This is a genomic window from Bacteroidota bacterium (assembly GCA_018698135.1).
Classification (GTDB): domain Bacteria; phylum Bacteroidota; class Bacteroidia; order CAILMK01; family JAAYUY01; genus JABINZ01.
Map to the genome: position 1 here is coordinate 1 of JABINZ010000124.1, position 6805 is coordinate 6805.

Here is a 6805-nt window from a genome sequence, read left to right on the forward strand (position 1 = left end):
CCAATAACAATGAGAAATATCATAAAAACACCCACCTATTCTGTGAAAAAAAGAAAAAATTGGATGGAATCAAGAAAAAAACACAAAAAAAACGGATAAAATTTTAAACATTAAAGAATAATTGGTTTTGCAACGGTCTTAAAACGTCTTAGATACTGTTTTTCTGTTATTTATACTTTTAATGAATCTGTATATTAATTTTAATTAGCCGAGGTAGATATACAATATTATGCTAAATTTGGTAGCCAAATCATTATAATGAAAGCGTGTCTGTAATTTTTATATTAATTGGTGTAAGTTTAATTGTTGCCATCGGTTTTCTGATTGCTTTTTTTTGGTCGGTACGAAGCGGACAATATGAAGATGACTACACCCCATCAATACGCATTTTGTTTGATGACAAAAAAGATTCGCAGGAAAACAAAAAATCATAATCCATGGAAATTCAAAAATTCGCTTACGACAATAAAATTGTAAAGTACTTTTTGTACGCCACCGTTTTTTGGGGTGTTGTTGGCATGTTTGTCGGTTTATTAGCAGCCTTACAAATGGCTTTTCCTGCTCTCAACTTAAATCTGGAGTATACAACTTTTGGACGTGTCAGGCCAGTACATACAAATGCCATAATTTTTGCTTTTGTTGGCAATGCCATATTTGCCGGAGCATATTACTCACTTCAACGCTTGCTTAAAGCAAGAATGTTTAGCGATGTTTTAAGTAAAGTTCATTTTTGGGGCTGGCAATTGATAATTGTACTAGCTGCTGTTACTTTACTCATGGGTTTCACCCAATCTAAAGAATATGCTGAACTCGAATGGCCCATTGATATTTTGATTGCAATTGTGTGGGTTATATTCGGATGGAACATGTTTGGAACCATTGCAAGGAGAAGAGTCAAGCACCTGTATGTGTCCATTTGGTTTTATATAGCCACTGTTGTTACTGTTGCCATTCTTCATATTTTCAATTCCATCGAAATTCCAGTAAGTATACTGAAATCATATCCTGTTTACGCAGGAGTTCAAGACGCCATTGTACAGTGGTGGTATGGTCATAATGCAGTAGCATTTTTCCTTACAACCCCATTTCTGGGTCTCATGTATTACTTTCTTCCAAAAGCAGCCAATCGTCCAGTATATTCCTACAAGCTATCGATAGCTCATTTTTGGACCTTGATTTTTTTGTATATCTGGGCAGGGCCACATCATTTACTTTTTCAATCTATTCCTGATTGGGTACAGTCATTAGGCGTTGTATTTTCCATCATGCTTATTGCTCCATCTTGGGGCGGAATGATAAATGGCTTGGTAACCCTACGTGGTGCCTGGGATAGAGTTCGAGACAATCCCATTTTGAAATTCATGGTTGTTGCTGTTACTGCTTATGGAATGACAACTTTCGAAGGACCTATGCTTTCGCTAAAAAATGTGAATGCAATCAGTCATTTTACTGATTGGACCGTAGGGCATGTCCATATTGGTGCGATGGGATGGAATGGCTTTTTCACATTTGGTATGCTATACTGGATGATACCACGAATTTTTGGAACAAAATTACATTCGTTGAAATTAGCCAATGCTCATTTTTGGATAGGTACTTTAGGAATTCTATTTTACGCTGTACCATTATATTGGGCAGCATTTACCCAATGGGCAATGTGGAGGGAGTTTAATGAATTTGGAAAATTGGCATATCCTGACTTTTTGGAAACTGTTACCCAAATCATACCTATGTATGTGACCCGCTTTGTTGGTGGAATATTATATTTTGCTGGAGTTGTTATCATGATTATCAATCTATCAAAAACGATAAAATCTGGAAAATTAATTACTAATGAAGCATCTGAAGCTCCTGCTCTTCAATTGGTTGCTAGTAAAAAAGTTGCAGGCGAAACGTCACATCAATGGTTGGAAAAGAAAAGCTTTGTATTTACTATTTGGGTGGTTATTGCTGTACTGATAGGCGGTCTTATCCAGATAATTCCAATGCTCACAGTAAAATCCAATATTCCAACTATCTCTAGTGTAACTCCATATTCACCACTCGAGTTAGAAGGAAGAGATATTTATATACGCGAAGGTTGCTACAATTGCCACTCGCAAATGGTCAGACCATTCAGACATGAAACAACCCGTTATGGGGAATATTCAAAAGCAGGAGAGTTTGTTTATGATCATCCATTCCAATGGGGATCGAAACGAACCGGACCTGATCTGGCTCGTGCCGGAGATTTGAAAGAAGGAAAAATCTATAAAAAAGCTTCATGGCATTACAAGCATATGTTGGATCCTAAAAAATTGATAGAAAAATCAGTTATGCCAGCTTACCCATGGATGATTGAAGATGATTTGGATGTAAGCAAATTAGCTCGCAAAATACGCGTGATGCAGAAACTGGGTGTACCTTATCCTGAAGGTTATGATAAAATAGCTATTGACGACCTCATAAAACAAGCAACTGAAATTTCAAATGAGCTGAAAGCAGATGGTATTGAGTGCCCTCCGGATAAAGAAATTATTGCCATGATTGCTTATTTGCATAAACTAGGAAGAGATATTTCTACCGTAAAATCCGATAAAGTAGATGAGTAAATTTATCTCAGAATCGCTAAACAATACTTTTGGGATTGGCTTTTTACCTGCTATTTCATTAATCCTTTTTCTGGTGCTATTTGTAGGAGTTGTTATTTGGGTCATAAAAGCTGATCGTAAGCATATTAACAAAATGAAGAATATTCCTTTTGATGATAATGAAACTTCGAATAATCATATTGAACAATAAAAAAATTGCATAATCATGGAAGATCATACTGAACTAGACGTTAAAGAACAAGAAAAGGACAAACTTCTTGTTGATCATGATTTTGATGGTATTCGCGAATTAGACAACCCTCCACCTCCATGGCTTGTCTATTTATTTTATGCCAGTATTGTATTTGCTGGAATTTACTTTTTTGTGTATCATGTTTTTAAAACAGGCGACACACAAAACGAAAAGTATGAAAAAGAAATGGCCAAATTCGAAGCTTCCCAATCAGAAGGAACTTTAACATTAACTTTTTTAACTGATGATGCAAGTTTGCAAGCTGGTGAAGAGCTATTCAATTCAAAAACATGTGTCACATGCCATGGAGTTCAGCTTGAAGGAAATGCGATTGGACCTAATTTAGTTGATGCCTATTGGATTTATGGAAATAGTATTAATAACATGGTTGATATTATTTCAAATGGAAACATTCAAAAAGGAATGACTCCTTTTAAAGATCAACTCGCTACCGAACAAATCATTCAGCTATCTAGCTTTATTTGGAGCAAGCAAGGTAGTAATCCGGCTAATGCAAAGGAGCCGCAGGGAGATAAATTCTAGAAAGAAATAAGTCCCCCTTATTCAAATTTATTAACAATAGGGCATTTTAGGCCTTGTTCGTTTTTTAGAATGATTTTTATTTTAGACTGTTTATATATCTATAAATTTGTATATTTGTGATGAATTATAAATCAATTTAACAATCATGAAAATGCATATAAACAGATTAGTTATCATTTTTATTTCAATTTTTACTTCTTCATTATTCTTAATCTCCTGTGGAGGTGATTCGAAAAGCACCACCACAGCTGTAAGCGAAGAACCAACCGCAGAAATTGTTGAGTCGGACGCTGTATCAGATGAAATGAATTTATCAGCAGGTAAGGAAATTTACAATGGGAAAGGAAATTGTTTCACATGCCATATGGAAAATGGACAAGGATTACCACCGAGCTTTCCTCCTTTAGCAAATGCAGATTATTTATTGGCAGATATTCCAAGAGCAATTTCACAAGCCATTAATGGCTCTCAAGAACCAATTTTGGTCAATGGAATAAGCTATCCTGGAAATATAATGTCGGCAGGAATCAAAGGGTTTGAGCTAACGGATCAGGAAGTTGTTGATGTCGTAAATTACGTTTTGAATTCCTGGGGAAACAATGGAGGCTTCATTGAGCTTGCTGATGTAGAAGCAGCCAGGAGTCTGCATGTCGATTAAGTCAAACAAACACAAAACACAATTATTATGAAAAAATCGCTATTCTTACTATTATTTTCTATTTCGCTATTTGCGGTTTCTTATTCTCAAGAACAAGAGATGCCTGAAATAGGGATATATGAACAATTGGATAAGTACATTCCTACCGATTTGGAATTTTATGATATTGATTCCAATTTGGTTAAACTTAGTTCATTAATAGATAAGCCAACCGTTCTTTCTCTTGTCTACTTTACCTGCCCTGGCATTTGCAGCCCACTTTTAGATGGTCTTGCAGAAGTTATTGATTGGGCTGATATTGAATTAGGCGTTGACTATCAGGTTTTTACAATTAGCTTTAATTATTCGGAAACACCAAGTTTGGCAAAAAGCAAACGTTTTAATTATTTAAAACAAATTGAAAAAGAAGTGGATGAAGATGCATGGAAGTGGTTTACCGGTGACAGCGTCAATATTTATGGATTAACGGATGCTGTTGGTTTTAAATTTAAACGGGAAGGAAAAGATTTTATTCATGCCGGTACATTAATTCTGTTAAGTCCGGATGGTAAAGTAACTCGCTATTTATACGGAACAAAATTCAATCAATTTGATTTAAAAATGGCTGTGATGGAAGCCTCGGAAGGCAAATCTTCACCAACTATTAGCAAAGTATTGCAATATTGTTTTAGCTATGATGCAGATGGGAAAAAATATGTATTCAATGTAACAAAAATAGGTGCCACAGTGGTGATTTTATTTGCTGTTATATTTTTCCTAATCTTGGTTTTAAAAAGAAAGAAAACAGAAAACTAGTTATCAGATGACAGACCTTATACAAAAAGAACATCTCAATTTTTTTCAGGATAAACAAGGACGTAAAGGCATATTCGCATGGCTTCTATCTACTGATCACAAGCGAATAGGCCTCATGTATCTTTATTCCATCATGGTATTTTTCCTGGTGGCAATGGCTCTTGGGTTTTTGATGCGATTAGAGCTCATAAAACCTGGCAAACAAATAATGGAGCCAGAAACATATAATCAGTTATTTACGCTACACGGGGTAATAATGATTTTTCTTTTTATAATTCCAGGAATTCCTGCTGTGTTTGGCAATATTATTCTTCCCTTAATTTTGGGAGCAAAGGATGTTGCATTTCCTCGTTTGAATCTTTTTTCATACTATCTATACGTTGTAGGCGCATTATTCGCCTTATCGACATTGGTATTAGGAGATGGACCAGCTGATACAGGATGGACATTTTATGCACCCTATAGCGTAAGAACCGGAACCAATGTTTCACTCTCAGTTCTGGCTGCATTTATACTGGGGTTTTCATCAATCTTAACCGGATTAAACTTCTTAACTACCATTCATCGCATGAGAGCACCCGGCATGACCTGGTTTAAAATGCCCTTATTTGCGTGGAGCACCTATGCAACTTCATGGATACAGGTTTTAGCAACTCCTATTATTGGAATTACCTTATTGATGATTATCGCAGAAAGAGTTTTAGGAATTGGCCTGTTTGACCCTGCCTTGGGAGGTGATCCTATTTTGTACCAACATTTATTCTGGATATATTCTCATCCAGCAGTTTACATTATGATTTTACCCGGAATGGGTATAATTTCTGAGATTATTCCTGTATTCAGTCGCAGAAGAATTTATGGCTATAAAGCCATTGCTTATTCCAGTTTAGCTATTGCCTTTATTGGCTATTTCGTTTGGGGGCATCATATGTTTACCTCGGGCATGAGTGGCCAAGCCAGAATTGTATTTTCACTGCTAACATTTCTTGTGGCTATACCAAGTGCCATAAAAGTATTCAACTGGATTGCCACCATGTATAAAGGAGCAATTGATATGCAACCACCTATGCTTTGGGCAATGGGATTCATTTTCCTTTTCACAATTGGCGGATTGACCGGGCTGGTATTAGGGGCTCTTGCTACTGATGTTCACTTGCATGACACTTATTTTGTAGTAGCACACTTCCATTTTGTTATGTTTGGAGGAACTGGATATGCATTTATTGCGGCATTGCATTATTGGTTTCCCAAAATTTATGGAAAGATGTATAATATTAAAAGAGCAAAAACTGCTTTTTGGATAACAATAACTGGATTTATGCTTCTTTATTTCCCGATGTTTATAGCAGGATTCAAAGGTATGCCAAGAAGATACTATAATCAATTACCTCATTTTCAAGTTGAAAATTTCATTTCAACGGTAGGATCATGGGTACTGATAACTGGTATTATACTAATGATTACGAACATTGTTATTGGAGTACGAAAAGGTCATAAAATTGGCAAGAATCCTTGGAATGGCTTAACCTTAGAGTGGCAAACCGATTCTCCTCCAACGATTGAAAACTTTGACGAAATACCAACTGTAACGGAGGCACCATACGAATACAAAAGCTAAAACTTAATATCATGACCTTACACAGAGATGATGAAGCTTCAAAAATGGGGATGTGGATTTTCCTGTTTACTGAGCTATTATTATTTGGAGGACTCTTTTTAGTCTACTCCATTTACCGTCATAAAAATCCTGATCCATTTGCTCATGCAGGTTCTGAATTGGATGTATTTATAGGAACAATTAACACAATTGCCTTAATCACTAGTAGTTTAACAGTAGCACTATCAATAACTGCTATTCAAAAGAACAAACCAAAACTTGCTATTGGTTTTCTTTGGCTAACCATTGTTTTTGCCTTGGTATTTATGGTTAATAAGTATTTTGAATGGGGAGCAAAATTTGAGCACGGTTTATTTCCCGGACAAGAG

8 protein-coding genes are annotated in these 6805 nt (G+C 35.9%); all 8 read left to right on the top strand.

Annotated features, from left to right (window positions below; translation table 11 throughout):
* Positions 1-266: 266 nt before the first annotated feature.
* Positions 267-434, top strand: coding sequence for a cbb3-type cytochrome oxidase assembly protein CcoS (gene ccoS / locus HOG71_08080; GenBank protein MBT5990799.1), 168 nt, complete (start codon positions 267-269; stop codon positions 432-434).
* A gap of 3 nt (positions 435-437) precedes the next feature.
* Positions 438-2591 carry a cytochrome-c oxidase, cbb3-type subunit I gene (gene ccoN / locus HOG71_08085; GenBank protein ID MBT5990800.1) on the top strand — a complete coding sequence of 718 codons (2154 nt, stop codon included), beginning with the start codon at positions 438-440 and terminating at the stop codon, positions 2589-2591.
* A complete protein-coding gene (locus HOG71_08090; protein MBT5990801.1) occupies positions 2584-2781 on the top strand; it encodes a CcoQ/FixQ family Cbb3-type cytochrome c oxidase assembly chaperone in 198 nt (65 codons plus the stop codon). Before ccoN ends, HOG71_08090 begins: the two co-directional genes overlap by 8 nt.
* Before the next feature lie 15 nt (positions 2782-2796).
* A complete protein-coding gene (locus HOG71_08095; GenBank protein ID MBT5990802.1) occupies positions 2797-3366 on the top strand; it encodes a c-type cytochrome in 570 nt (189 codons plus the stop codon).
* A gap of 145 nt (positions 3367-3511) precedes the next feature.
* Entirely contained in the window at positions 3512-4024 is a 513-nt protein-coding gene (locus tag HOG71_08100) for a cytochrome c (protein MBT5990803.1), read from the top strand.
* A gap of 27 nt (positions 4025-4051) precedes the next feature.
* Entirely contained in the window at positions 4052-4819 is a 768-nt protein-coding gene (locus HOG71_08105; protein MBT5990804.1) for an SCO family protein, read from the top strand.
* Positions 4820-4826: 7 nt separating this feature from the next.
* Positions 4827-6437 carry a cytochrome c oxidase subunit I gene (gene ctaD, locus HOG71_08110; protein MBT5990805.1) on the top strand — a complete coding sequence of 537 codons (1611 nt, stop codon included), beginning with the start codon at positions 4827-4829 and terminating at the stop codon, positions 6435-6437.
* 11 nt (positions 6438-6448) lie between these two features.
* Positions 6449-6805 (top strand): cytochrome c oxidase subunit 3 family protein (locus tag HOG71_08115; protein MBT5990806.1); only part of this gene is annotated, 357 nt, incomplete at its 3' end.

Coding starts and splice junctions, on each gene's coding strand:
- HOG71_08095 (MBT5990802.1), top strand. CDS start 2,797: ATGGAAGATCATACTGAACTAGACGTTAAAGAACAAGAAAAGGACAAA.
- ctaD (MBT5990805.1), top strand. CDS start 4,827: ATGACAGACCTTATACAAAAAGAACATCTCAATTTTTTTCAGGATAAA.
- HOG71_08090 (MBT5990801.1), top strand. CDS start 2,584: ATGAGTAAATTTATCTCAGAATCGCTAAACAATACTTTTGGGATTGGC.
- HOG71_08100 (MBT5990803.1), top strand. CDS start 3,512: ATGAAAATGCATATAAACAGATTAGTTATCATTTTTATTTCAATTTTT.
- ccoN (MBT5990800.1), top strand. CDS start 438: ATGGAAATTCAAAAATTCGCTTACGACAATAAAATTGTAAAGTACTTT.
- HOG71_08105 (MBT5990804.1), top strand. CDS start 4,052: ATGAAAAAATCGCTATTCTTACTATTATTTTCTATTTCGCTATTTGCG.